Raw genomic sequence first — 25333 nt, forward strand, 5'->3', positions numbered from 1 at the left:
CGCTACCGCCCTGCTGGCCACTCTTCTCCAGTTCGGCTTCGGCACCCCGGCGTTCGCCACCGCACCCGGCGTTCCCACCGCGGCCGCCGCCAAGACCCAGCTCGCCGCGCTGACGGTGGCGGCCTGGACCCACACCACCACGTATGACCGCGACCTGTTCCCGACCTGGGACACGATCTCCGGCACCTGCAACACCCGGGAGACCGTGCTCAAGCGGGACGGCACCAGCGTCGTGGTCAGCTCGGCCTGCGCCGCCACCTCGGGCAAGTGGTACAGCCCGTACGACGGCGCCACCTGGACGGCGGCGTCCGACGTCGACATCGACCACATGGTTCCGCTGAAGAACGCGTGGATCTCCGGCGCCTGGGCGTGGACCACCGCGAAGCGCGAGTCGTTCGCGAACGACCTGACCAACCCGCAGCTGTGGGCGGTCACCGACAACGTGAACCAGTCCAAGAGTGACCAGTCGCCGGACTCCTGGAAGCCGCCGCTGAGCAGCTACTACTGCACTTACTCCAGGGCGTGGGTCCGGGTGAAGTACGTCTGGGCGCTGACCGTCACCAGTGCCGAGAAGACGGCCCTGACCAGCATGCTGGCCACCTGCTAAGCAATCTTGGGGTCGCTCCGGCCGGACAGGCCGGGGCGACCGGGCAGGCCCGGCCCGGGAAAGAGCGAGACCGATCTCTGTACGCCGAGGTCGGGATGCATGGCCAGCCAGCGCGCATATCGCGGCCGGGCCCGGATGACCTCCAGGTAGGTCTCCACCGCGTACCCGTAGAGCTCGGCCACCTGGCCGGCCGCCGGGGACTCCGGATCCCACCCGATCAGGTGTCGCCAGCGCAACGGCACCCCGGCGAGCGGAACCGCGACGGCACCCTCGAGCTGGCGCACCATGCCCTGGCTGAGTGCGACCGCGGCCCCCGCCGCGACCAGGTCGAACGCACTGCTTACCGCGATCTCGGTCGGCGTCCGGGGGGCGAAGCCCTCGCGGGCGCAGGCGGCCGCGAAACACTCGTAGAAGCACCCGTCGCCGGGCGCGCCGACCCACTGCTCATCGGCCAGCTCGCTGAGCGCGATCTCGTCCCGGCCGGCCAGCGGGTGCCGGTCGTTGATCAGCACCCAGACCGCGTCGACGGTGATGACCTGCCAGTTGAGGCCGGGCGGCAGGAGGGCGGGCGGGTTGGCGCAGGCACCGAGCACGGCGAAGTCAAGTCGCCCCTCGACCACCGACTGGGCGACCTCGTTACCCGAGGAGGTCGAGCGAATGGAGACCGGTCCGCCGGGATGGGCATCGTTGAGCCGCCGGACCAGACCGGCCACGATCGGCCCGTTGGTGGTGCCGACCCGGTACCGAGCCGTTCGGCCGGCGGTGATGAGCTCGCTGGCCTCGTCGTGCAGGCCGGTCACGGCCGGGATGAGCACCCGGGCCCGGGCCAGCACGAGATCACCGAGCGGCGTCGGCAGGACACCCCGGCGATCACGGGTGAACAGCGCACCGCCGAGGATCCGCTCGATACGCTGAAGCTGCGTAGTGAGGGCAGGCTGAGCGAGGCCAAGCGCCGCGGCGGCTTTGGTGACACTGCCCGCTTCGGCTATGGCCAGCACCATTCGAAGATGGCGTAACTCCAGCTCCACACCTGGAAACCTAGAGTCGCCCGAGCCACACCGAAAGGTTTTTCGCGTTAATTTCGGCCATCTGAGTGTGTCAATTTGAACACGACGAAACCGCCGGGTCTCCTGACCTCGGCAAATGCAGACGGCAAATACGGGAAGTATCGGCGCTGCAACGCCCCGTGAGGGGCGCTGCAGCATCCCCGCTAGTCCCACATCGAGAGAAGTTGACTTTGCGTAAGCACTTCCCATCGGTGCGTGGCTATCGGTAGGCTCTCATGTCAGGAAACGATGTCGAACTCGCCATCCTTGGCCGAGTCCACGAAGGCGATCCACTCCGCCTGCGTGAACACGAGAGCCGGTCCAGACCGGTCCTTGCTGTCGCGGACGGCAACGCCGGCGTCGAGGATTGCGACCTCGACGCAGTTGTTGCCGCCACTGCCGTTGCTGCGGCTGCCCTTCTTCCAGACAGCACCGTTGAGATGGTGCGTGAGCAACTCAGGCACCCCCCTTCACATATGCGGTTGTCTCGGAGCCCTAAGCGACCAAGAGGCTCTCGATCATCTTGATTGTCTGGCGATGGTCGAGCGCCTTTGCGCTCAATCGCTCGAACTCTTTTCGGTAACGGGCAACCTCGGCCGGTTGCTCTTCGTAAGAGTCTCCCGCAAGACCTTCAAGATAGACAACATCCAGATGGGTGGTTTCCGGCCTGGATATCCCATGGTTCATCTGCGCGTCTACGCCACGGAACTCCAATAGCGCTACCGGTCCACCGAGGAACGCGTGCTCACCCGAACCGAACGGTAGGATCTGCAACATCACATTCGGTAATTGAGCCATTTCTATTAGGTGTCGAAGCTGTTCCGACATCACTTCGGAACCGCCGATCACGTGGCGTACCACCGATTCATCGACGACCGCGGTGAGTTCCAGCGGGCGGCGTTCGGTCAGCCGGCCCTGGCGGGTCATGCGCAGAGCCACCCGGCGGTCGATCTCGTGTGGCGGATCGAACGAGCGGCCGGTGCGCATCAGCGCCCGGATGTACTGCTCGGTCTGCAGCAGACCGGGCACGATGGTCGGTTCCCAGGTGCGCATCGAGGAGGCGCCGGCCTCCAGGCCGACGAAGTTCCCAGGTCGGATGACGTCCCGGTAGTCACTCCACCAGGTGCGCTCGCGGGACATGCGGGCCAGCTCGATGAGCGCCTCGCGATAGGCGTCGTCCCGCACGTGGTAGAGGTCGAGTAGGTCGCGCACGTCCCGCGCGGTGACCGCGACGCGCGCGGTCTCGATCCGCGTGACCTTGGCAGCATGCCACTCGAAATGACGCGAGACATTCTCCTGCGTCAATCCCGCCGCTTCGCGACACCGTTTCAGCTCCGCGCCCAGTCGCCGCCGTCGCAGCGTTGGACCTTCATCTACGGACACCTGGACTCCCCTTGGCCCTCAGGTTTCCTCAGGTAGCCGATCCTACGGACCGACCCGGTCATGATCCAAGATGGACTCAAGCCCTAAACAAGAAGTCTAGTACTTCTTGTATTGACCTTGATGTTGGGTACATGATGCGGCAGACATCGAGTATTGACTTCCTGTACCGACAGTGATCAATCAAAACTTGGGTCCACTTGGGTTCTAAGGGGCGTGGCAGCGTGTTGGCTGACCAGTACTTCCTGATCGCACACCAGGACCGCACCGGCCGGTCCCGACTCCACCCGCGCGCGACCGGCCTGGGGCTCGCCGCGGCGCTGTTGGGGGAGCTGATCCTCGAAGGACGCATCGGGATCGCCGAAGGCGACCTCATCATCCTCGATCGGCACCCTCCGGCGGACGCGTTGGCGCACGACATTCTTGACCTGCTCATAGCTCAACCGCAACACCGTGACGTCCGCACCTGGCTCGCGTTCCTCTCGCAGGACGCCGAAGTCCGGGTCGGCGAGCGGCTGGTGCGGCTGGGAGCGGTCGACCTCGTCACCCGCCGGCGCATGCTCTCCACCGAAACCGTCTATCTGCCGAACACCGCCGAACAGCGCAACGCCGCCGCGTGGGCACCCGCCCGCCTGGCCAACCTGCTGGTTCGGGGCATCGAGCTGAGCCTTACCGACCGAGTGCTGGTCGGCCTGGTGGCCGCAACCGGGCTCACCCGGCACGTGCTCTACGACTTCGAGATGCATCGGCAGGCGTTCCAGTCGCTGCCGAACGCCGTGAGCGCACTCTCCGGCGATCTGCGCGACCTGATCGAATTCACCGAAGCCTCCGTGGGCTCGGTGCTGACCGTCGGCCGGCGGTGAGTGCCATCGGGCGGCACCACCTCCGGCGCAACAACACAGACCAATGGGCCGGGAGGATGTTGATGCTGCAGAAGGAACCCGCTGAGCCGGACATCGTGACGAGGGCGCTGGCCAAGAACCGGCTTGGCGTCCCGTCCGTGGTGTTCTTCGGAGTCGCGGGTGCCGCTCCGCTGACCGTGATCATCGGAGCGATTGCCACCATCTACGCGATCATCGGCAGCACTGCCGTGCCGATCGCCTACGTCGCGGTGGCCGGGATCCTCTCCCTGTTCACGGTCGGCTTCGTCGCCATGAGTCGGCACATCGTCAACTCCGGCGCGTTCTACTCCTACATCAGCCACGGGCTGGGCCGCACGATCGGTGTCGGTGCCGCGTTCGTGGCGCTCCCGGCGTACTCGCTGATGCAGATCGGCCTCTTCGGCCTCTTCGGCTCGGCCGCCTCGGGCATTCTCGCCTCGTTCGGGGTCGGCGCGCCGTGGTACGTGTGCGCCATCGGTGCCTGGCTGGTGGTCACCGTGCTCGGCCTGCTCTGGGTCGACCTGAGCGGCAAGGTGCTGGCCGTCCTGCTGGTCGCCGAGATCGCCGTCGTTCTGCTCTACGACGTCGTGATGATCGCCAACCCGGCCGGTGGGCACGTCGACTTCACCCCGTTCAACCCGGCGCCGCTGCTCACCCCGGTGGTCGGCTCGCTGCTGGTGCTGGCCGTGGCCGGCTTCGTCGGCTTCGAGGCCACCGTCGTCCTCTCCGAGGAGACCAAGGACCCGAAGCGCACGATCGGCCGGGCCACCCACATCGCGGTGCTGCTGGCCGGCGCGCTGTGCGCGATCTCGGCCTGGGCGATGGCCGTGTCGACCGGCCCGGCCAACATCGCCGGTGCCGCCGCCGAGCACCAGACCGACCTGGTCTTCTTCCTGGTCGGCAAGCATCTGCCGGTGGCCTTCGTGAATCTCGGTTACCTGCTCTTCCTCACCAGTGTGTTCGCGGCCCTGCTCGCGTTCCACGCCGCGGTCGCCCGCTACCAGTTCGCGCTCGGTCGTGAAGGTGTGCTGCCGGCCGTGTTCGGCCGCACCCACCCGCGCACCGGTGCCCCGGTGGCCGGCTCGATCACCCAAAGTGTGCTCGGCATTCTGGTCCTGAGCGCGTACGCGGTGTCCGGTCTCGAACCGGTGCGGTACGTGTTCGCCTGGCTCACCACGATCGGCGGCCTCGGCGTACTGATCCTGATGTGGGCCACCTCGGCCGCGGTGATCGGCTTCTTCGCCCGCGGTCGCCGCACCGAGAACGTCTGGCGTGCGTACATCGCGCCGTTCTCCTCCTTCCTTCTTCTCTCTGTTGCGCTGACCGCCACGGTGATCGGCTTCGGCGAACTGCTCCAGGTCGACGGCGACTCGCCGTTCCAGTGGCTGATCCCGGTGCTCTACCTCGCGGTCGCCCTGGTCGGTTTCATCTGGGCCGGGATCATGCGGGCCGCCCGCCCGGAGGTCTACGCCCAGATCGGCCGCGGCGCCGACGGCCGCACGAGCATCCTGTCCGACATCGAGTGGCCGACCAAGCAACTCCACGGTGACCCGGTGGGCGCCCGTGGCTACCCCTATTAATAAGGAGACGCCTGCGATGTCGCACGCCGTCCACGATCTGGTGATCCGCAGCGTCGCACCCGTCGACGCCACCGAGCTCACCGATCTCGTCGCCGCCGCCATGCACGACGGGCCGATCGCCCGCTGGCTGCAACCCGACGACGGCGTGCGGCGCAAGGCCAGTCCCGACTACTTCGCGATCTTCATCGAGCACGCCCTGCGCTACGGCGAGGTGTACGCGACAAAGGACGACACCGGCCGGTTGACCGGTGCCGCCCTCTGGTTCCCGCTCTCCTCCGAGCTGCCTTCGCCGGTCGACTACGACCGCCGGATCAAGGAGATCGCCGGCGACGCGCACGACCGGATCTGCCTGCTCGACGCGGCGATGGAGGCAGAGCACCCCACCGGCTCGCATCACTATCTTGCTTTCCTCGCCGTCCGGCCCGATCGGCAGAACCATGGGCTCGGGAGCACTCTTCTGCGCCGGCATCATCGCCGGCTCGACGCGGCTGGGTTGCCCGCCTATCTCGAGGCGAACGACCCGCGTAACCGTGACCTGTACCTACGACACGGATACCAGGTCCGGTCCGTGATCGACCTACCCGACGGGCCGCCGCTCTGGACGATGTGGAGGCCGCCTATGGATTGAGCCGATCAGATCGCTATGCCGCTGACGGGAACTCGTAGAGCCAGAAGGACTGCTGGTCGATCCGGCTGAACTTCATCGTGTCGGTCACCCGGCTGATCATGAGCCGGAAGATCCGGGACATGTGGCGGACATCGTCGTTGTAACTGCAGATGTCCAGCCCGACCAGGCCGCTCTGGGTTGCTGCGACCAGGTACATCTGCTCTACCAGCTGCGCGAACGCCTCGCGCCCCTGGTGCTCCGGGCTGACGGCGACGAAGCCGATGTACCAGATCCTGCGGCTGGCGTAGTGTTCAGGCCAATGGCGCTCGAAGTACTGCGGAGCGATCAACGGCACTGCGTCGAGGTCGTTGGTGTACGTGGCGATCCCGCACAGGTGGCCCTCGTCGGTGAGAGCAAGGTACTTGCTGACGCGGCTGTCGCGCATGACCTCGTCGAACTCCGACGGGAACATCATGTGCCGCTGCACCGCGAGCGTGTTCAGTTCGTCGAACGCGTCTTGGTAGAGGCGCCATGCAGCGCTGTGCAGATCTTCATCCACGATCTGGTCGACGACTTTGATAAGCATGTTTTGCTCCCCCGCGGGACGCGGCCCGCTTGCTCGCACTCACACCGATCAATGATCTAGTGCTCAACAGAGTACGAACAGTGACGCCGCAAACACAATGCGTGTTCGCCGATTGAATGTGCCAATCGGCGCGCGGAGCCTCCAGCGCGCCCGAATCCGTGCAAGTTGCGGGCCGGCGGCCAATTACCGCCGGCACCCCCCAATGCCTCGCCGCGACGATTCCGGGCCACCCCGAGGAGATCAAAAAGGGGTGATCAATTGACCGACAGAACCTCCGGCAAAGATCTTGAAAGCAACCGCCGCCGGCCGCTTCCCTAGCGGCCGGCGGTGCTATTTACCTGGGAGTTCTCCTTGCCGGAGGGCAAGCGACGGCGGGCTCCGTGACCATCTTCCGGGCCGGCCGCCGGGCCGGTGACCGGCCGGCCGCGACCCGCCGTCCTAACACGACGATCATCCTTCGCGACCCCCGTCACCACCTGCACAAAGGTGCACTCGACGGCGCCTCCGGAGGTTCGCGCCAGGCGCGAAAGTTCGCGATTCACCCCGCTGGGACGATCGATAAGCCCCTCCGTACCGTGCGCACACGCAACGTCATTTCGAGCGCGGTCACCGGCGGTCGATCAGAATGCATCCTGGCGCCGGTGAGAGCCCCCGGACGATCACCCTCTGTGGACAGTCCGGCGGGTCCGGGCAGGTAGCGGGGGTGGACCACGGTTACCGGGGGGCCGGAGGGCCACTTATCCGAATCGGTCACGATGACCTAGGCCGAGAAAACCCGGACGATCACTGTGAGTGCGCCGATCGAGGGCGGCGAGGCGATCTTCGCCCGCCCCTCAGGTAGGCCGCGGCCTGCGGGATTGTGCGCTCACGGCGTACGGCGGCCGGGTCTTGATCTTGAATTTGGGATGGCTCGAATATCTCGGAATGAATCGGTCTTTCACGACCCGGTCGTTTCTTTTTTCGGTCTACCTCTGGATCAGTACTCGGAGACCAGTACCAGAAGGACTACGCATCTGCGTACTTCAACCGTGGCCGGTTATCGCCATACGCTTTGGCCCGGCTCTGATCATCAAACCCTACTCACGGGAATGGAACACGCGTGAAAACAAGCCCGCGCTTACTACTGGTCGTTATCTTGGCCGTTTGCGGCATCGCCGTCGCACCGACCGGACCAGCCTCCGCCGCCTCCCTGCCCGGGATGGTGCTCAGCTCGACGACGGCGACGCTGCCGCCCGAACTGACGCCCGTGGCGACCGGCAAGCGCATCCAATACGTCACCACCGACATCAACGGCACGCTGATCCTGGCCACCGGCCTGATCCTCACGCCCAAGAGCAACAAGAAGAACCGCACCGTCGCCTGGGCCCACGGCACCACCGGGCTCGCCGACCAGTGCGCGCCCTCCACCAGCCAGGCCGTGTTCTGGCCCGAGGCCCGCGTCGCCGTCGCCGCCCTGCTCGAAAAGGGCTGGACCGTCGCCGCGACCGACTACCCCGGCCTCGGCACCACCCAGTCCCACCCCTACCTGGTCGGCGGCAGCGAAGCCCGCTCGGTCATCGACAGCGTCAAGGCCGCCCGCAACCTGGACTCGGCACTGTCCACGCAGTACGTCATCGACGGGCACTCGCAGGGCGGCCAGGCCGCACTGTTCGCCAGCCAGATCGCTCCCTCCTACGACGGGAACCTGGTGCTTCGGGGCACCGCAACGATCGCTCCGGTCTCCAACGTGGACGCTCTGGCTCCGATCATCCCGGGAACTCCGGGGCAGGGGTACCTGGTGATGGGGCTGTACGGTCTCGCCGCGGTGGACTCTACGTTCAACCCGAATACTGTGTTGGCTACTCAGGCGAAGACCAAGACATCGTCGCTTACTACCGGGTGTCTCAACGAGATCCTGGCTTCGTACGAGAGCCTGACGGCGGAGCAGCTCCTCGTCGGCGGGGCTCTGCCGGCTTCCGTCGTTACCAAGCTCGCGCACTACGACAATCCGGCGCAGTCGACGCCTACCGCTCCGGTTCTGATCGTTCAGGGGTCCGATGATGCTGCTGTGCCGCAGTTCATCACCCATGACCTGTTGCTTCCGCAGCTTCAGGCCTACTCCCAGCCGGTTACCTATGTTGAGCTGGCTGGAGCCACTCACGACTCTGCTGTGATTCTCTCGGCCGGGACCGTTGCTACCTGGATCGCTGGTCGGTTCAGCTAGTCGGTTGGGTGGTTGCGGTGGGACGGTTGTGGGCCGGGGATAACCATGCTGGGCGGTGAAGCATCTATGCCCTGCATGGTCATCCCCGGCCCACAACCTTGCATGGTGATCCGTGACGGCCAGGACTTTGGTCGCCCGTCGCTGGCTGCGTGATCGGGCTGGGTGGCTCCCCTTGCGCGCTGTGGTCTGGCTGCCGCGTTGTGGGCACGCCAGGCGCGCGACGAGAGCAGGCCGACCTGAGTGGTGGGGTGCGCGAGCGAGACCGTGCCGCCCTACGGCCGAATCTCCTGGGCCCGCGATGCAACGTGACGGCCCGGCTGGGTGGGGCGGCCTGCGGGCCGGTGGTGCGATCAAACCCGTGGTGGGTTGCGGTAGGGGGCGGGGGTGCGCTTTAAAGATCTTGCCCCGTTACACCTCGACAGACTTCGCTGATGTGATCAGCCCGTCGTGGTTGCGGTAGGTGGTGGGTGGGTGCGCTTTAAAGAGCTTGCGCCGTTACACCTCGCGCAGGTCACGGGCGTGGATCGTCAGCCCGGCGGTGGCTTTGTGCGTGAGAGGTTGGCATGTCCACGTGGCTGAGCTGGGATTCCGCATGATCGTCATGGGGTACTTCGCAACCGGGACGGCATCCGGTGGCGGCCGGGTGCCGTCCCGCCCGCAACGGCAGCCAGTGCCGAGCAAGCTCGGGCTGATCACACCAACGACCATCCGTCGAGACATAACGGGGCAAGCTCTCTAAAGCGCACCCCGCCCGCCTACCGCAAGCACGACGGGCTGATCGCATCGGCGAAGCCTCGCTAGGTGTAACGGGGCAAGATCTTTAAAGTGCACCCCCACCACCTACCGCAACCCACCACGGGGTTGACCGCACCACCGACCGCAGGCCGCCCCGCCCAGCCGGGCCATGACGTTGCCTCGCGTGCCCGGGAGCTTCGGCCGCAGGGCGGCACGGTCTCGCTCGCGCACCCCACCACTCAGGTTGGCCTGCCCGACTTCCGCGCCTGGCGTGCCCACAGCGCGGCAGCCAGACCACAGTGTGGAAGGGGACCGCCCAGCCCGATCACGCACCCAGCGACGGGTAACCAGAGTCCTGGCCGCCACGGGCTACCGTGCAAGGTTTTGGGCCGGGGATGACCATGCAGGGCATAGATGCTTTACCGCCCAGCATGGTTATCCCCGGCCCAAAACCGTCCCAGAGCGACCAAAGGGATCAAGCAGCCGGAATATGGGTCTGCGCCGAAATCCGCCGAGTAGGAGCAGCAGCCGTAGACCCACGAACAACGAGCTCAGCCGGAAACACATACTCCGACCGAGGAGCAGCATGCCCGTGGATCTCGTCAACCAGAGCCCGGACCGCAGCGTTGCCCATAGCGGCGACCGGCTGGCGGAGGGTAGTAAGCGGCGGATCGGTGAACGCGATCAACGGCGAATCGTCGAAGCCGACCACCGAAATGTCCCGAGGGACCTGAAGACCCCGACGATGAGCTGCCCGGATCGCGCCCAACGCCATCAAGTCAGACCCACAAACCACAGCCGTAACGTCTCGGTCCAGGAGCTGACCCGCCGCAACCTCACCGCCCTCAACCCCGAACAGAGTCAGGGCAACCAACTCGTCCGGAGAACGACGGTCGTAAGACGGAACGTGCCGGCTCATGGCGCTGTGGTACCCGTCGAGTTTCCGCTGGACCGCCCGGAAGCGTTCCGGCCCCGAGACGAAACCGATGCGTTCATGGCCCAAGGCAGCCAGGTGGGCCACCGCTGACTCGGCCGCCTGCTTGTCGTCGCAGGAGATGAACGGGGCCGAGATGCCTTCCGCGAAGCCGTTGACGAAGACGATCGGCAGCGGCCGGTCGATCAGGCGCTGGTAGCGGTCGTGGTCGGCGGTGGTGTCGGCGTGCAGGCCGGCCACGAAGACGATGCCGCTGACCTGACGGTCCAGGAGCATTTCCAGGTACTCGTCTTCGGTCACGCCGCCCGGGGTCTGGGTGCAGAGGACCGGCGTGAAGCCGGTCTGGGCCAGGGCGGACTCGACGATCTGGGCGAAGGCCGGGAAGATCGGGTTTTCCAGTTCGGGGACGATCAGGCCGACCAGGCCGGCGCTGCGCTTGTGCAGGCGTTCGGGGCGTTCGTAGCCGAGGACATCGAGGGCGGTCAGGACTGCCTGGCGGGTGTCGGCCGAGACGCCGGGACGGTCGTTGAGGACGCGCGACACCGTCGCCTCGCTGACGCCCGCCTGTCGGGCGATATCCGAGAGACGTGCACGCATGCGGTCACAATAACCCTTCATTAATTTTGGTGCGTCGACCACGCCGGTCGTGGCCGGATGGCCCACGACCGGCGTGTCTGTCGGCTACTTCCAGGTGTCGGTGGTGCTGTACGCCGACGCCGTTCCGGTGGTGTATGTCCGGTTGCTCCCGGACTCCCAGGTGACGTTTCCGGACGCGTCCTTCTTGATGTACTTGTATTCGAAGCTGGTGCTCTTCGGGACGGCGATCGCGCGGCTCCAGGTGGTGCCGGTGGCGGTCAGCGGGATGGCCGACGCGGGGGCCCAGCTGCCGAGGGCCGCGATGGAGCCGACCACGTACACGTTGGTGCCGGTGGCCGTGGTGGCGGTGGTGTTGAAGGTGACCGCGGTGGCCGAGGCGACGTCCCAGCTGTCGTTGAAGGTGACCGCGCTGGTGCCGGTGGTGGCCGTCCGGTTGGCGGTGCTCTCCCAGGTGACGTTGCCGGAGGCGTCCTTCTTTATGTACTTGTACTCGATCGCGGTGGAGGCGGGCAGGCTCACCGTGCCGGACCAGACGGGGTACGAGCCGGCCGAGAGGGCGACCGCGTTGGCGGTGTTCCAGCTGCCGAGGGCCGCGACGTTACCGACGACGTAGACGTTCGTGCCGTAGGCCGTGGTGGCGTACTCGTTGAAGGTGGCCCCGACGGTGGCCGGGTTGGTGGTCGGCGCGGTCGTCGGAGCAGTGGTGGTCGGCGACGTGGTGGGCGTTGACGTCGTCGGCGCGGTAGTGGGCGTCGTGGTGGGGTTGCCGGCGCCGGACTTCGCGTTCATGTGGATGGCGACCGCGCTGTTGGCCGGGATGCTGACCGACGCCGTACCGCCGGAGACCGTGATCGAGGTGCCGGCGCAACCGGTGGTCGTGGCGGCACCGGTGATCACGTCGCAGTAGACGCCGTCGGCCAGGCCGGTGGTGTACGTCGCGGTGGAGGCACTGCTCGAGTTGTTGATGCCGACCCAGCCGAGCGAGCCCCGGTGGAAGCCGATCACGTTGTTGTTGGTGGTGGTGAAGTCGGAGACGGTGGTCGTCGCGGCGGTGGCGTTGTGCCAGCCGACCATGCCCTTGACCCCGGTGGACTGGGTGATGCACTGCCAGGCGCCGTTGGTGCAGCTGGTGTCGGTGACGAAACCGCTGGAGTCGGCGGGCGGGGACTGACCGGTGTTCGAGGTCGGGAAGACGAAACCGTCGTAGACGAACGGCTGACCGTACGGGTACGCCAGCAGGAAGTAGTTGGCCAGCGTGTACTTGGTGCCGTCCAGCGAGCGCAGCGTGGTCGCGTCCCGCTCCAGGTCGTGGTTGGTGACCATGGCGGCGGTCTGCGCGCTTGCCGCGTCGAGGCTCCACGACGGGATGTTGGCCAGCTGGTTGAGCGTCCCGTTGTTGAACTGGGTCTTGAGGCCCATCGCGTAGGAGAAGCCGAGCACGTCACCGTTGGAGGTGAAGGCGGACGGCAGCAACTCGCTGTTCGAGGCCCCGGTGAAGATCTCCTGGGCGATGTACGGCGCGACGCCCTCGGCGGTGGTCTTGTTGAGCAGCGCCAGGATCGCGGCGAAGTCGGCCTTGGCGACGTGCTTGGCCGCGTCCACCCGGAAGCCGTCGACACCGACCCCGATCAGGTCGTTGAGGTAGGCGGCGATCTTCGCCCGTACCGTGCTGCTCTGGGTTTTGAGGTCGGAGAGCGACAGCAGCATGCAGTTCTGGACTTCGGAGACGTTGTTCCAGTCGTCGATCACGGCGTCGTCGTCGCTGCAGTAGCCGTCGTTCGCGTGGTGGAAGTCGTCGTACGAGTACGGCACCGCGGGGTAGGTGTAGCCGGTGGGGCTGAAGGTGCTGCCGCCGTACGTCGTGGTCAGGGTGTTGTTGGCGCCGGCGGTGTGGTTGATGACCGCGTCGACGTAGACCCGGACGCCGGCGTTGTGGCACGCGGTGACCATCGCGGTGAACTGCGCGCGGGTGCCGAACCGGCTGGTCAGGTTGTAGGAGACCGGCTGGTAGATCTCCCACCACGGGTGGGCGCCGTTGTCACTGCTGGCGAGGCTTACCGATTCGGCCGGCGGGGCGACCTGGACGGCGCCGTAGCCCGCGGGGCCGAGCTGCTCGGTGCAGGCCTTGGAGATGGAGTTCCAGTTCCAGCTCCACAGGTTGGCGGTGACATCGCTGTTATTGAGGGAGACGGCCGCGTTGGCGGTGACCGTCTGGACGGTGAATGCGACAAGGCCGCTCGCCGCAAGAACGGCACCGGCGGCTATCGCTCGCAGGCTGCGCTTCATAGGGGATTCCTAGCGATACGGGGGCGAAAGGGAGGGGACGGCCGTCCGTTACGACGAGGATGCTTGAATGTTTCAAATACGTCAATGAGTTTCTGAAAGATCTTGCAAAGCCTGTGCGATAGCTGTGAATGTCCCCAGCTCAAGGCCTTGGAAGGACCTTGCAAAGATCGAAATTCACAAAGAAGCTCAAGGCGGGCGGCCCGCTGTCGATCAGGACGAGCGTGGACGGTGCGAGAAGCGTGCGGCGGTGGCTCAGCCATGCGCCCGAGCTCCGTCGCGACCCCGTCCTGATCGCCGCGATCTCCTGGACCCTGCTGGCGGCGGTGCTGTTCTTCGCACTGGCCGGCCACACGGACTGGCAGGTGCGCACCTTCTGGACGTTCCAGCTCCCGCTGGACGCGCTGCTCACGTTCTCGTCCTGGCAGGTCTACCGCTTCGCCACCGGAGCAATTCGCCGGTTCTGGCGGGTGCTGACCGGAGTCGGCGCGCTGTTCCTGACCGGCGACACGATGCAGACCATCGCGACCTTCACCAGCCCGCCGGGAACCTGGTCGACCACCGGCGGCATCGTGCAGTCCAGCTGCTTCGCGGTCGGGCTGGTCGCGGTCGTACTGGCGATGCTCCTGCATCCACACCCGGGCCGGACCGGGCGGACCCGGGTCGCGTTCTGGCTCGACTCGGCCTCGGTGCTGGTGGCCGGGGCCGTGCTGGCCTGGTGTTTCGCCATCAAGCCGGGCGAGACCGATCGCACCGATCTGTTCGCGAGCCTGGCCGCGGCGGTCGCGGCCATCACCGGCTGCTTCGCCGCGATCAAGATGATCTTGAGTGGCAACGCCCCGATGCGCAAAGGCGCCGCCATCACGATGATGGGCGCGGCCGTGTTCACCGCGGTCGGCTTCTTCGTCGCCCCGCCCGCGGCCGACCATCTGCCCGGCTACGTCTACCTGGTGCGGTTGATCCCGTCGCTGCTGATCGCGCTCGGCCCGCGCATCCAGGTGGTGATCGCCAAGTTCGACCCGGCGCCGTTCGCCGAGCGCCGGCGCAAGCCGTACAGCCTGATGCCGTACGGCGCGATCGCGATCGTCTTCATCGCCCTGCTCGTGGTGCTGCCGGGCGGCGCCGACTTCCAGCTGTGGGGCGTGGTGGTCGGCCTCGGGCTGATCTGCGCACTGGTCGCCGGGCGGCAGCTGGTCGCGTTCCACGACAACACCGACCTGATCGAGCGGCTGCGCGAGCACGAGACGCGGCTGCGCCACCAGGCGCTGACCGACGGGCTGACCGGGCTGGCCAACCGCACCCACTTCCACGAGCAGGTCGAGGCGGCGCTCGACGCCGACTCCGCCCGGACCTCCGTGCTGCTCATCGACCTGGACGGGTTCAAGCAGGTCAACGACACCTACGGGCACGCGGCCGGCGACGATCTGCTGATCTCGGTGGCCGACAAGATGCGGGCCGCGGTGCGCGAGGGGGACCTGCCGGCCCGCTTCGGCGGCGACGAGTTCGGCATCCTGCTGCGCGGCTGCACCGGGCCGGAGGCCGAACAGACCGCCCAGCGGCTGCTCGCCGCGTTCGCGGTACCGGTGGCGATCTCCGGCACATTCGTCACGGCCAACGCCAGCATCGGCTCGGCCGCGGCCGAGCCGGGCGAGGGGGTCTCGGCCGTCATCCGGCGGGCCGACGTCGCCATGTACGCCGCCAAATCCGCAGGCAAGGGCACGTGGCGGAGGTACGACACGGGCATGGAGACGGTCACGTCTTTTCATTGATAGTGGTCATTGTTAACGTTAACCATGTCCTCACAACGGAAAGTCGGCGGCGCCGTCCTGGCCGCCGTTCTCGCCGTGGTCTTCGGCTTCGCCTCCCCCGCTGCCGCGGCCACCTACGCCGGCTATGCCATGGCGTACTTCACCGAGTCCCCCAACATGTCCGCCGCCAACTACGGCCTGCACATCGCGGTCAGCAGCGACGGCCTCAACTGGACCCCGATCAATCAGAACAACCCGGTCGTCACCCCCACCGCCGGGGCGCTCGGGCTGCGCGATCCCTACATCCTGCGCAAGCAGGACGGCACGTTCGAGGTGCTGGCCACCGACCTCAAGGGCACCGACTGGAGTTACAACAGCCAGTACATCCACGTCTGGGACTCCACCGACCTGCGGTCCTTCACCAACTACCGGCGGCTGAAGGTCAACTCGCTGGCCACCCACTCGTGGGCACCCGAGGCGTTCTGGGACGCCGGCCGCAATCAGTACGGCGTCATCTACTCCTCGGTCGTCGGCGGCCACAACGTGATCATGGTGAGCTACACGACCGATTTCCGGACGGCCACCGAGGGCACGGTCTTCTTCGACAACGGCACCGACGTGATCGACGGCAACCTGGTCAGCCAGGGCGGGGTGAACTACTTCTACTACCGCGGGACCGGCGGGCTGTTCGGCGCGAAGTCCTCGACGCTCAACCCGGGCAGCTTCACCACCTACACCAGCGTGATCAATCCCGGTCGGGGCGTCGAGGCGCCGCAGCTGGCGCCGGCCCTGTCCGGCAACGGGTACACGTTGTGGGGCGACACCTACAGCCCGAACGGCCGGTTCTTCGCCTGGTCGACCAGTTCGCTGTCGACCGGCAGCTGGACCCTGCTCAACGACCGCACGTACACCCAGCCGTTGAACTCCAAGCACCTGGGCATCACCCCGCTCACCGCGACCGAGCTCAGCAATCTGCTGGCCACCGGCACGCCGACCTGGAACCGGGTCAAGTCGTACAACTACCCGGGTCGCTACATCCGGCACTACAACAACGTCGGCCGGATCGACGAGTATCCGTTCGACCAGTGGCAGGATCAGCAGTGGAAGCTGGTGCCGGGGCTGGCCGACAGTGCCGGGGTGTCGTTCCAGTCGGTGAACTACCCGACCATGTACCTGCGGCACTACAACTACGCGATCCAGCTGGCGACCAGCGACGGCACCACCGCCTTCAAGGGTGACGCGACGTTCTACAAGGTGGCCGGCCTGGCCGACAGCTCGTGGACGTCGTTCCGCTCGTACAACTACTCGGATCGATACCTGCGACATTCCAACTACGTGCTGCGCATCGATCCGATCAGCACCGCCACCGAGAAGCAGGACGCGACGTTCAAGGTCGGCTTCTGAGTATTCTTCGCGGATGCCCGCCGCAGCGCACACCTCCCGGATGGCTTGGCTGGATGCGCTGCGCGCGGTCGCGGCATTGCTCGTGGTCTATGCGCACCTGACCCACTGGCTGCTCAGTGACGTGCGGGCGGTCACCGCGAACTGGTTCAACGGCGGCGTCGCCGGGGTGATGCTCTTCTTCCTGGTGAGCGGTTACATCATCCCGGCGTCGCTGGAACGGCACGGCGACCTGCGGCGGTTCTGGGCGTCCCGGCTCGCCCGGCTCTTCCCGCTCTACCTGGCGGTCGGCGGCGTTGTGCTGCTGGTGCTGCCGGTGGCGCCCTACCTGGTCGAGCACCCGGTCGCCGCCACGATCGCGCACCTCACCATGCTCGCCCAGTTCACCGGCTTCGACCTGGTGACCCCGGTGATCTGGACGCTCACCTTCGAGATGGCCTTCTACCTGCTGGTGGCCGGGCTGTTCGCGCTCCGGCTGCACCGGGCCAGCGCCACCATCTCGGTGATCTTCGCGGTCACCGCGGTGGCGACCGTGCCGCTGACCCCGCGGGGGCTGGTCTCGCCGGTGCTGCCGGTGGTGATCGCGGTGGTCCTGGTCGCCGGGCTGGCCGGGCTGCTCAGCCGGCGACGGGCCGCGGTGGTGGCCGGCGCGCTGACGCTGATCGCGCTGGTGCTGACCCTGCTGCTGGCCAACCAGCACCCGTCGCACGTCTTCGACGGCCTGCTGATCCCGGCGGTCATGTTCCTCGGCACGGCCATCTACCGCGCCGAGCACGGCCAGATCCCGTGGCGTCACGCGTACGCGGCCGCCGCCGTGGTCGGGGCCGCCTGCCTGATCAACTGGTTCGCCGAGCTGAAGTCGCTGAACGCCCTGACCCCGCAGTACATGACCCGCTCGGTGATCACCCTGCTGATCATCGGCGGCTCGTTCGCGATCGGCTTCGCCCGCCGGCACCGCTCGGTCCCGCGCTGGCTGGCCTGGATCGGCCTGGTCAGCTACTCGCTGTACCTGATCCACGTGCCGATCATCCAGCTCACCGGCCCGTGGCTCTACGAACACGTCCACGGGCCGGCCGAGGTCCCGGCCATCGCCGCCTTCGTGGCCGGGCTGCTCGGACTCTCCTGGCTGACCTACCGCTGGATCGAGGTGCCCGGCCAGCGCCTGGCCTCAGTCCACAAAGTCCTCCCCCAGCAGCGTGCGCAACTTCGCCAGGGCGCGGGCGTTACGCATCTTCACCACCGAGACGGAGACGCCGAGGATCGAGGCCACGGTGTCGACGCTGTGGTCCTCGGCGTGCCGCAGCACCAGGACGGCACGGTCCTCGACGGTCAGCCGGGCGAGGGCGTCGACCAGGGCGAGGCGCAACTCCGGCGAGCCGGCCGGGACGCTCTCTGACCGGTCCGGCACCTCGGCCAGCACGACCTCGGAGCCGCTGCGCCGCTTATGACGATCAAAAACCAGATTCATCAGTACGCGGCGGCTGTAGCCGTCGAGGTTGGTGCCGGTGCGGATCCGGCCCCACGCCGCGTACATCTTGGTGAAGGTCTGCTGGGTGAGGTCCTGGGCCAGGTGCCAGTCCCGGCACATCAGGTAGGCGCTGCGGCGCAGCCGGGTGGCGGCCGCCTCGACGAACGCGGTGAACTCCTCGTCACGGCCGGCCCTGGTCTTGATGGTGCCGGCCACGGTCGGGGGCGACGTCACGGTCTCGGTCACCAGACCCCTCCGACCGGGGCGTCGGCCGTACAGACCCGGCCCTCGATCCACTCGATGCCGTCCACCGTCGCGTACTCGGCGCGGAAGGACGCGTACCGCGAGCGGTCCACCATCCGTACCCGGAACGTCTCGGCCAGGTCCGTCGGGTTGACCGAGGCCACGAAGTCGGGACTGTCCGACCAGAGCTTCCGGAACCGCTCGTAGGCCTGTTCCCGGCCCTCGAAGTTCACGGCGTCGACCCGCGGGTCATCGGCCAGCCTCGACCGCAGCTCCGCCTCGCGCGGCCCGGTCACCGCCGGGCCGAGGAAGATCACCACGTCGGTGGCGTTCTTCTCGACCGTCTTCGGCGCGCAGGACGGCGCCGCCACCAGCATCATCATCGCCGGGGCGATGGCGGCCGGCGGACTGGCCGGGCCGGCCTCGCCCGGCCGCAGCGTCACCGCGGTGACCGCGCCGGCCACCAGCACCATCGCGGCCGCCACCGTCGCCGCCGCGACCTCCCGTCGCCGCCGGCGGATCCGTCCGCCGGCGACGATGGCGGCCAGCGCCATCTCGCCGGGATCGGCGCCGGGGTCGTCATCGACCGCCCGGTCGAACTGCTCCCGCAGGTTCGCGTCCACCTGGTCCGTCTCCTCGCTGTCCGTTCCGGCCTCTGCTGTTAGGACCGGATGGACACCCGGATCGGTCACATGCCGCCGGCCACGACCACCTCGGTGCCCGCCCGGCGGATGGCCTCGACGCCGGCCGGGTCGGCGCTGGAGTCGGTGACCAGCAGGGCCACGTCGGTGACCGGGCAGATGCCGGCCAGGCAGATCTTGCCGACCTTGGAACCGTCGGCGACCACGATCACCCGGTCGGCCCGGCGGATCATCGTGGCATTGGTGTTGGCCTCGATCTCGTCGTGCGTGGTCAGGCCGCCGCGGGCGCTGATGCCGTCGACGCCGACCACGGCCACCGCGAGGTTGAGCCCCATCAGCGCCTGATCGGCGATCGGGCCGACCAGCTCGTAGGTCTGGGTGCGGGAGACGCCGCCCGTCATGATCAGCTTGAGCCGGGGGCGCAGGGCCAGCTCGGCCGCGATGTTCAGCGCGTTGGTGACCACGGTCAGGTCGACCCGCTCGGCGAGCAGCCGGGCCAGCAGGTGCGTGGTGGTGCCGCCGGTCAGCCCGAGCGTGAGCGGACCCTTCGGCAGCAGATCGAAAACGGTCTTCGCGACCAGGGCCTTTTCCTCGCGGTGCTGGCCGACCCGGTAGCGGACCGGCAACTCGTAGGCCACGTCGACGGCGACGGCTCCCCCATGCGTACGGGAAAGGAGTCGTTGATCTTCGAGGACCTGCAGATCGCGGCGGATCGTGGCGGGCGAGACGGCGAACTCGTCGGCGAGGTGCCCGGCGTCGACCGAACCGTGGCTGGCGACGCGCTCGAGGATGGCGGAAACCCGGTCGGCCCGGCGGAGCGAACTCATGGACCCCTCAATCGGTACTGATCAAACGAGCAGTCAATGTAGTTCGTTTCCAAGCGATACACCAGTTCGTCTTGCGCGCTCTTGGCGTAGGCGCCAACAATCCCGCCATGACTGTGATCGCCTTCCTGGGCGCCGGCAGCGTGGTCTTCACCCGCGAGCTGCTGGCCGACATCCTGTCCTTCGCCGAGTTGCGTGACGTGACCCTGGCCCTGCACGACATCGACGCCGAGCGGCTCGAAACGGCCGAGGCGATCGCCCGGCAGACCGCCGACCAGCTCGGTTGCCGGCCGGTGATCACGACTTCGCTGGATCGGCGGCGCGCGCTGGAGGGCGCCGACTTCGTGATCAACTCGATCCAGGTGGGCATGCACGCGGCGACCGTGCGCGACTTCGAGATCCCGGCCAAATACGGACTGCGGCAGACGATCGGGGACACGCTCGGGGTCGGCGGCATCTTCCGAGCACTTCGGACTTTTCCGGTTTTGGGGTCTATAGCGCGGGATATTGAGGAGCTGTGCCCCGACGCCTGGCTGCTCAACTACACGAACCCGATGGCCATGAACATCGGCTACCTCGCGGCGGTGGCGCCGAAGGTCAAGGCCGTCGGCCTCTGCCATTCCGTGTTCTGGACCGTGCACGATCTGGCCGAGCTGCTGGGCGTGCCGCTGGACGAGATCGACTACTCCGGCGCCGGCGTCAACCATCAGGCCTGGCTGCTGCGCTTCGAGCACCGCGGCGAATCGCTCTACCCGCGCCTGGACGAGCTGCTGGAAAGGGAGCCTGAACTGCGGCGACGCGTGCGGATGGACATGTACCGGCGGCTCGGCTACTTCCCCACCGAGACCAGCGAGCACTCCTCGGAGTACCTGCCGTGGTACCTGCACCACGACGAGGAGATCGCCCGGCTGCGCATCCCGGTCGGCGACTACCTGCAGATCAGCGCCGACAACGTGGCCGAGTACCACAGTGTCAGAAATGCCCTGAAAAACGGGGAAAACCTGGACCTCACCCGCGAAGCCACCGAGTACGCGCCGCAGGTCATCCACAGCATGGTCACCGGCACCATGCGCCGGATCCACGGCAACGTCGCCAATCACGGCCTGATCAGCAACCTCCCCGAGGGGTACGCCGTGGAGGTGCCCTGTGTCGTCGACCGTCTCGGCGTACGGCCGGAACGGGTTGGGGATCTGCCCGCGCAATGCGCGGCTTTGAATCGGAGCTTTGTCAGCGTCGGGCAGTTGACCGTGCAGGCCGCACTCACCGGCGACAAGCGGATGGTCCGGCAGGCGGCCATGGTGGACCCGAACACCGCCGCGACGCTGACCGTGGACCAGATCTGGGAGTTGTGCGACGAGCTGACCGCCGCGCACGGCGACCTGCTGCCCGAAGCGCTCAGATGAGAATGTTCGTTTGATGCGCACATCTTGTTAAGCGAGCGCAAACGAGCATAATCCTCGAACATGAATGACACCGCAGCCGAGATCGCCAGCCAGCCGGACGTGTGGCGGCAAAGCCTGGCCCTGACCGGCCAGGCCCAGGACGAGCTGATCGCACCCGGCGAGCGGATGCTCGTCCTCGGCTGCGGCACCTCCTGGTTCGTCGCGCAGGCCCTCGCCGAACTGCGGGAGTCGGCCGGCTTCGGCGAGACCGACGCGGTCTGCGCGTCGGAGTTCCTGCCCCGCCGCCACTACGACCGGATCGTGGCGGTGTGCCGCTCCGGCACCTCGACCGAGGTGCTCGAAGCGCTCCGGATGGTCCCGGCGTCGACCCGGACGACCGTGATCACCGCCGTCCGCGGCGAACCCGTGGACGGCCTCACCGACAGCCAGTTGGTGCTCGACTTCGCCGACGAGCGCAGCGTGGTGCAGACCCGTTTTCCGACCACCACGCTGGCGCTGGCCCGGCACGCGTTCGGTGCGGATCTTGACGCAGTGATCGCCGACGGCCGCGCTGCTTTGGAAATGCCGCTGCCGGCCGACCCCGCACACATCGAACACCTGGTCTTTCTCGGCACCGGATGGACCATCGGGCTGGCCCACGAGGCCGCGCTCAAGGTTCGCGAGTCGGCCCAGGCCTACTCGGAGTCCTACCCGGCCAAGGACTTCCGGCACGGCCCGGTCGCGGTGGCCGGGCGCAATTCGCTGGTCTGGTCGTTCGGCGACACCCCGAAGGAACTGGACGACGTAGCCCGCGAGGCCGGTGCTACGGCGTACCGAAGCAAGCAGGACCCCCTCGCCCAGCTGGTGCTCGCGCAGCGTTTCGCTCTTGCCATGGCCGCCCACCGCGGCCTCGATCCCGACCGCCCCCGACTGCTCACCCGATCTGTGGTACTCACCCCCTGAAGAGGTGCACGAGATGACAGACCTTCGGCGCGGCCGGTCGTTCCGGCTGCTGGCAGGCGGCCTCGGTGCCGCATTGACCCTCTCCGCCTGCATGGGCGGAACGACCGACTCCGGCAAGGACGCCGCCGCCGGCTACGACCCGAAGGCAGCGGTCACGATCACCTGGTGGACCGGGCAACCGGAGGAGCAGGAGAAGGTCGCGGAACAGCTCGCGGCCGAGTACCACACCGCCCACCCGAACGTCACGATCAAGGTCTCCCCCGGCGCACCGACCACCGATGACCTGCTCACCAAGCTGTCCGCCGGGTTCACCAGCGACAGCTACCCGGACGTCTCCTACGCCTACGGCAACTGGGCCGGCGACCTCGGCGCCAGCGGCAAGGCCCAGGACCTGACGTCCTATGTGCAGGACCCGTCGTTCGGCTGGGACGACTTCCCGGCCGCCGCGCGCGAGGTGGCCACCTCGAAAGGCAAGGTCATCGGCATTCCCGCGCTTGTCGACAACCTCGCGCTGATCTACAACAAGGCGCTGTTCGACAAGGCCGGCGTGGCCTATCCGACCGACCAGTGGTCCTGGGACGACTTCCGGGCCGCGGCCAAAAAGCTGACCGACAAATCCACAAACACTTACGGTACGGCCTACTCGGTATCCGGCAGCGAGGACACCACCTGGCACCTGTGGCCGCTGCTCTGGCAGCACGGCGGCAAGATCCTCGACGGGGACAAGCCTGCCTTCAACTCCGACGCCGGGGTGGCCGCGCTCGAGACGCTGCGGCAGATGGCGGTCGACGACAAGTCGATGTACCTCGACCAGACCGACGAGAAGTACGCACCGCTGTTCAACAGCGGACACGTCGGCATGATGCTGTCCGGCCCATGGGCCCTCCTGGAAATCAAAGAAGCCAAGCTGGCGTACGGGGTGGCAGACCTGCCCGGCTTCAACGGCGACCACCAGACCGTCTCCGGTCCGGACCTGTGGGTGCTGTTCGACCACGGCGACGTGAACCGGGCCGGCGCGACGCGCGACTTCATGAAGTGGCTGACCAGCGCCTCCGTTGACCCCAAGTGGAATCTTGCGGTCGGCAACCTTCCCCTGCGTACGTCCGAGAAGTCCTCCCCGGAGTACGCCGCGTACGTCAAGGAGTACCCGGGCGGCGACAAGTTCTTCGCCAACCTGGCCAACGCCAAGCAGGCCCGGCCCACGCTGCCCGGCTACGAGGTGCTGTCCCGCAACGTCGGCGACGCGGTCGCGGCCGTTCTCCAGGGCCAGGCGCAACCCAAGGAGGCCTTGGACAACGCCGCCAAGAAGTCCGTCGACGCGATCACGAACTGATGGCGCTCACGTTCGCGGTTACGCCGCGTACTCAGGTCTCTGCTTTAAAAAGCCCTCGCAAGCGTGCACTGCGGCGGAACCTCACCGGCTGGGCCTTCGCCGGCCCGGCCACCCTGATCGTCATCGGTCTGTCGATCTTCCCGGCGGTGTGGGCGTTCTTCATCTCCCGGGCCAAGTGGAACGGCATCGCCCCGGCCACCCAGGTCGGCTGGCGCAACTACCGGCTGCTGGTGCAGGACCCCGACATGATCGCGGCGACCAAGCACACGTTGCTGCTCACCGCGCTGTTCGTGCCCGGCTCGATCATCCTGGGCATCGTCATCGCGATCGCGCTGAACCAGAAGATCCGCTTGATCGGGTTCTACCGGACCTGCATCTTCGTGCCGTACGTGGCGTCGGCGGCGGCCACCGGCATCCTGGCCGGCTTCGTCTTCAACCCGCAGTTCGGGGTGGCCAACGACCTGTTGCGCCACCTCGGCATCCCGCAGCAGCAGTTCCTGGAGAGCCAGCACCAGGCGATCTACATCATCTGCCTGATCGCGCTCTGGGGTGAGGTCGGCTTCACCACGGTCATCTACCTGGCCGCGCTGCAGGACATCCCGCGCGACCTGGTCGAGGCGGCCCGGATGGACGGCGCCTCCCCCTGGCGGGTGTTCCGGCACGTCACGCTGCCGGAGCTGCGACCGGTCACGGTGTTCGCGGCGATCTGGCAGACCATCACCGCGATGCAGCTGTTCGACCTGATCTACACGACGACCCGCGGCGGGCCGCTGAACAGCACCCAGACCATCGTCTACTACATCTACGAGCTGGCCTTTCAAACCCAGAGGCTGGGGTACGGCGCGGCCGCCGCCTATCTGCTGTTCATCGTGACCCTGCTGCTGTCGCTGCTGGTCATCTGGTATTCGCGGCGACGCGGCTCGGAGGTGTTCTGATGCGCTGGAAGCTCCCGTTCTCCCCCTGGCACCTGCTCCTCATGCCGCTCGCCCTGATCTTCGTGCTGCCGCTGGTGCAGATGCTGCTCACCTCGTTCATGAGCAGCGCCGAGATCAACCAGTTCCCACCCAAGCTGATCCCGACGTCGCTGCACCTGGAGGGTTACCGGCATCTGTTCTCGGAGACGCCGGCGCTGCGCTGGTTCGTCAACACGGTGATCGTCTCCGGCATCGCGGTGGTCTCCCATCTGGCCCTGTGCTCGATGGCCGGCTACGGCTTCGCCCGGCTCAAGTTCGCGGGTCGCGGCATCGCGTTCGTGCTGATCCTGGCGACGGTCATGATCCCGATCCAGCTGCTGATGATCCCGACGTACCTGATGTTCGCCCGGATCGGCATCGTCGACACGCTGGCCGCCGCGTACGTGCCGTGGTTGGCCTCGGCGTTCGGCATCTTCCTGATGCGGCAGTTCTTCTTAGGACTGCCCGCCGAGCTCGAGGAGGCGGCGCTGATCGACGGCGCCGGCCAGTGGCGCACGTTCCGCAGCATCGTGCTGCCGCTGGCCAAGCCGGCACTGACCACGCTGGCCATCATCACCCTGCTGTGGAGCTGGAACGACCTGCTGTGGCCACTGGTAGCGATCTCGGATGATCACCGATTCACCCTGCAGGTAGGCCTGGCCAACTTCCAGGGCATGCGCCGCACCGAGTGGTCCCAGCTGATGGCCGGCAACGTGCTGGCCACGATGCCCCTGATCCTGGCCTTCTTGTTCGCCCAGCGAAAGTTCATAGCCACCATGACCTTCACCGGCATCAAGGGCTGAATTGCTCAAGGCCGCCTAACGTTAGGGCCACTAACGTTAGGGAGGCCAACGTTCGGGGCGCCAACGTTCGGGGCGCCAACGTTCGGGGCGCCAACGTTCGGGGCGCCAACGTTCGGGGCGCCAACGTTCGGGGCG

Annotated in this window: 22 protein-coding genes and 1 pseudogene; 14 read left to right on the forward strand and 9 right to left on the reverse strand. The window is 67.1% G+C overall.

Translation table 11 applies throughout. The features are described from left to right. Window positions 1-10: 10 nt before the first annotated feature. Window positions 11-607 (forward strand): HNH endonuclease family protein, encoded by a 597-nt coding sequence (locus tag Ate02nite_RS04295; protein WP_239147116.1) that lies wholly within the window; start codon window positions 11-13, stop codon window positions 605-607. On the opposite strand, the gene Ate02nite_RS04300 is transcribed toward Ate02nite_RS04295, so the two are convergent. The 3 genes from Ate02nite_RS04300 to Ate02nite_RS04310 all read right to left on the reverse strand — a co-directional run bounded on the left by Ate02nite_RS04300 (window position 604) and on the right by Ate02nite_RS04310 (window position 3036). Next, window positions 604-1635, reverse strand: a complete 1032-nt coding sequence (locus tag Ate02nite_RS04300; RefSeq protein WP_203798996.1) for a LysR family transcriptional regulator — start codon at window positions 1633-1635, stop codon at window positions 604-606. The genes Ate02nite_RS04295 and Ate02nite_RS04300 overlap by 4 nt on opposite strands. Window positions 1636-1892: 257 nt before the next feature. Then, window positions 1893-2108 (reverse strand): DUF397 domain-containing protein, encoded by a 216-nt coding sequence (locus Ate02nite_RS04305; protein ID WP_203799026.1) that lies wholly within the window; start codon window positions 2106-2108, stop codon window positions 1893-1895. 40 nt (window positions 2109-2148) lie between these two features. Beyond that, a complete protein-coding gene (locus tag Ate02nite_RS04310; protein ID WP_203798998.1) occupies window positions 2149-3036 on the reverse strand; it encodes a helix-turn-helix domain-containing protein in 888 nt (295 codons plus the stop codon). Between the two features lie 221 nt (window positions 3037-3257). Between Ate02nite_RS04310 and Ate02nite_RS04315 the strand changes: the two genes are divergently transcribed. From Ate02nite_RS04315 to Ate02nite_RS04325, 3 genes are read left to right on the forward strand one after another with little or no spacing between them, the layout of a single operon-like run. Beyond that, the gene (locus tag Ate02nite_RS04315) at window positions 3258-3896 is read left to right on the forward strand and encodes a GOLPH3/VPS74 family protein (protein WP_203799000.1); all 639 of its coding nucleotides are present in this window, start codon (window positions 3258-3260) and stop codon (window positions 3894-3896) included. 56 nt (window positions 3897-3952) lie between these two features. Beyond that, complete coding sequence (locus Ate02nite_RS04320) at window positions 3953-5494, forward strand: APC family permease (protein WP_203799001.1); 1542 nt, start codon at window positions 3953-3955, stop codon at window positions 5492-5494. A 16-nt stretch (window positions 5495-5510) separates the two neighbouring features. Further along, a complete protein-coding gene (locus Ate02nite_RS04325; RefSeq protein ID WP_203799003.1) occupies window positions 5511-6122 on the forward strand; it encodes a GNAT family N-acetyltransferase in 612 nt (203 codons plus the stop codon). Between the two features lie 13 nt (window positions 6123-6135). Here the strand turns inward: Ate02nite_RS04325 and Ate02nite_RS04330 are convergent, their stop codons facing one another. Then, entirely contained in the window at window positions 6136-6687 is a 552-nt protein-coding gene (locus Ate02nite_RS04330) for a GNAT family N-acetyltransferase (RefSeq protein ID WP_203799005.1), read from the reverse strand. 1099 nt (window positions 6688-7786) lie between these two features. Between Ate02nite_RS04330 and Ate02nite_RS04335 the strand changes: the two genes are divergently transcribed. Next, window positions 7787-8890 carry an alpha/beta fold hydrolase gene (locus tag Ate02nite_RS04335; RefSeq protein ID WP_203799006.1) on the forward strand — a complete coding sequence of 368 codons (1104 nt, stop codon included), beginning with the start codon at window positions 7787-7789 and terminating at the stop codon, window positions 8888-8890. Between the two features lie 1210 nt (window positions 8891-10100). Here the strand turns inward: Ate02nite_RS04335 and Ate02nite_RS04340 are convergent. After that, entirely contained in the window at window positions 10101-11156 is a 1056-nt protein-coding gene (locus Ate02nite_RS04340; RefSeq protein WP_203799029.1) for a LacI family DNA-binding transcriptional regulator, read from the reverse strand. A gap of 84 nt (window positions 11157-11240) precedes the next feature. Then, the gene (locus Ate02nite_RS04345) at window positions 11241-13442 is read right to left on the reverse strand and encodes a carbohydrate-binding module family 20 domain-containing protein (RefSeq protein WP_203799008.1); all 2202 of its coding nucleotides are present in this window, start codon (window positions 13440-13442) and stop codon (window positions 11241-11243) included. Window positions 13443-13681: 239 nt separating this feature from the next. Between Ate02nite_RS04345 and Ate02nite_RS04350 the strand changes: the two genes are divergently transcribed. From Ate02nite_RS04350 to Ate02nite_RS48605, 3 genes and pseudogenes are all read left to right on the forward strand, one after another. After that, window positions 13682-15208, forward strand: a complete 1527-nt coding sequence (locus tag Ate02nite_RS04350; RefSeq protein ID WP_239147114.1) for a GGDEF domain-containing protein — start codon at window positions 13682-13684, stop codon at window positions 15206-15208. Window positions 15209-15232: 24 nt separating this feature from the next. Further along, the gene (locus tag Ate02nite_RS04355) at window positions 15233-16591 is read left to right on the forward strand and encodes a glycoside hydrolase family 43 protein (RefSeq protein ID WP_203799014.1); all 1359 of its coding nucleotides are present in this window, start codon (window positions 15233-15235) and stop codon (window positions 16589-16591) included. A 40-nt stretch (window positions 16592-16631) separates the two neighbouring features. Continuing rightward, window positions 16632-17714: pseudogene (locus Ate02nite_RS48605) on the forward strand (acyltransferase family protein); the annotation flags it as partial. Between the two features lie 42 nt (window positions 17715-17756). Here the strand turns inward: Ate02nite_RS48605 and Ate02nite_RS04360 are convergent. The 3 genes from Ate02nite_RS04360 to Ate02nite_RS04370 all read right to left on the reverse strand — a co-directional run bounded on the left by Ate02nite_RS04360 (window position 17757) and on the right by Ate02nite_RS04370 (window position 19767). Then, entirely contained in the window at window positions 17757-18302 is a 546-nt protein-coding gene (locus tag Ate02nite_RS04360) for a SigE family RNA polymerase sigma factor (RefSeq protein ID WP_239147115.1), read from the reverse strand. Continuing rightward, on the reverse strand, window positions 18299-18922 hold the full coding sequence (locus Ate02nite_RS04365; protein WP_203799015.1) for a permease-like cell division protein FtsX: 624 nt from the start codon (window positions 18920-18922) through the stop codon (window positions 18299-18301). The genes Ate02nite_RS04360 and Ate02nite_RS04365 overlap by 4 nt, the downstream gene beginning before the upstream one ends. A 65-nt stretch (window positions 18923-18987) precedes the next feature. Next, complete coding sequence (locus tag Ate02nite_RS04370) at window positions 18988-19767, reverse strand: DeoR/GlpR family DNA-binding transcription regulator (RefSeq protein WP_203799016.1); 780 nt, start codon at window positions 19765-19767, stop codon at window positions 18988-18990. A 107-nt stretch (window positions 19768-19874) separates the two neighbouring features. Between Ate02nite_RS04370 and Ate02nite_RS04375 the strand changes: the two genes are divergently transcribed. The 6 genes from Ate02nite_RS04375 to Ate02nite_RS49780 form a co-directional block, all read left to right on the forward strand. Further along, on the forward strand, window positions 19875-21167 hold the full coding sequence (locus Ate02nite_RS04375) for an alpha-glucosidase/alpha-galactosidase (RefSeq protein WP_203799017.1): 1293 nt from the start codon (window positions 19875-19877) through the stop codon (window positions 21165-21167). A gap of 60 nt (window positions 21168-21227) precedes the next feature. Next, entirely contained in the window at window positions 21228-22109 is an 882-nt protein-coding gene (locus Ate02nite_RS04380; protein WP_203799018.1) for an SIS domain-containing protein, read from the forward strand. A 13-nt stretch (window positions 22110-22122) separates the two neighbouring features. Beyond that, window positions 22123-23442: an ABC transporter substrate-binding protein gene (locus Ate02nite_RS04385; protein WP_203799019.1), complete on the forward strand. Its 1320-nt coding sequence runs from the start codon at window positions 22123-22125 to the stop codon at window positions 23440-23442. Further along, window positions 23442-24377 (forward strand): carbohydrate ABC transporter permease, encoded by a 936-nt coding sequence (locus Ate02nite_RS04390; protein ID WP_203799020.1) that lies wholly within the window; start codon window positions 23442-23444, stop codon window positions 24375-24377. The genes Ate02nite_RS04385 and Ate02nite_RS04390 overlap by 1 nt, the downstream gene beginning before the upstream one ends. Further along, the gene (locus Ate02nite_RS04395; protein ID WP_203799022.1) at window positions 24377-25198 is read left to right on the forward strand and encodes a carbohydrate ABC transporter permease; all 822 of its coding nucleotides are present in this window, start codon (window positions 24377-24379) and stop codon (window positions 25196-25198) included. Before Ate02nite_RS04390 ends, Ate02nite_RS04395 begins: the two co-directional genes overlap by 1 nt. Next, the coding region (locus Ate02nite_RS49780; protein WP_369076739.1) for a pentapeptide repeat-containing protein at window positions 25084-25333 on the forward strand (250 nt) is incomplete at its 3' end. The genes Ate02nite_RS04395 and Ate02nite_RS49780, both read left to right, overlap by 115 nt.

Origin of the sequence: Paractinoplanes tereljensis (assembly GCF_016862435.1) — a bacterium.
Lineage (GTDB): Bacteria > Actinomycetota > Actinomycetes > Mycobacteriales > Micromonosporaceae > Actinoplanes > Actinoplanes tereljensis.